Genomic DNA, 1,056 nt, shown 5'->3' on the forward strand with positions numbered 1-1,056 from the left:
CATGACGAGCATGGCTTGGATTAGTGGGGTGCGTGAGAGGTCGCGTTCGGGTGCGAGTTCTTCGACGAGGCGTTCGAAGGGGAGGTCTTGGTGTTCGTATGCCTGTAGTGCGGTTTCTCGGACTTGGGTGAGGAGGTTCGAGAAGGTGGGGTTGCCGGAGGTGTCGGCGCGTAGGACGAGGGTGTTGACGAAGAATCCGATGAGGTGTTCCAGGTCCGGGTGGTTTCGGCCGGCGATCGGGGTGCCGACGGCGATGTCGGTCTGGCGGGTGTAGCGGGTCAGGAGGACCTGGTAGGCGGCGAGTAGGACCATGAACAGTGATGCCTGTGCGTCGTTGGCCACTGTGCGTAGTGGGTTGACGGTGTCGGTGGGGATGTCGAAGTGTGTGGTGGCGCCGCGTCCGGAGCGGCGTGGTGGTCGTGGTCGGTCGCCGAGCAGGTCCAGTACGGGCAGGTCGGCCAGGCGTTCCCGCCAGTAGCGCAGTTGTCGGTCGAGTGATTCGTCGGTGAGGTGCTGGCGTTGCCAGGCGGCGAAGTCGGCGTACTGGACGGGTAGTGGTGGCAGGTTCGGCGGGCGGTGCTGGAGCGCGGCTGTGTACAACTCGCTCAGTTCTCGGGTCATGATCCCGATCGACCAGCCGTCGGAGACGATGTGGTGGAAGGCGATCACCAGCACGTGTTCGCGGTGCGCGTGGTGGATGACGGTTGCCCGTAGCAGTCCGCCGTCGGCCAGGTCGAACACGGGGGTCGCCGCCGCGTGTACGGCCGCGTCGAGGGGTAGGCCGGTCGAGGCCAGGTCGACTTCTGTCACCGATGGTGCTGCCTGGTCGATGACCTGCTCCGGGGTGCCGTCCGGGCCGGTCACCAGTCGGGTCCGCAGTACCTCGTGTCGGGTGACCAGGCCCGTGATCGCGGTCCGCAGTGCCACGACGTCCAGATCTCCACGCAGCCGTACGACGCACGCCTCCACGTACTCACGGCGCGCCAGATCGAGCTGCTCCAGGAACCACAACCGCTGCTGACCGAAGGACAACGGCAACACACCATCCCGGGCCAC

The 1,056-nt window shown here is 66.0% G+C and carries 1 protein-coding gene; it reads right to left on the reverse strand.

The window, feature by feature from the left end:
- On the reverse strand, positions 1-1,056 hold a 1,056-nt coding region (locus tag AB0M35_RS29135; RefSeq protein ID WP_363749417.1), incomplete at both ends, for a condensation domain-containing protein.

The sequence above is a fragment of the Micromonospora sp. NPDC051196 genome (assembly GCF_040682415.1).
Lineage (GTDB): Bacteria > Actinomycetota > Actinomycetes > Mycobacteriales > Micromonosporaceae > Micromonospora.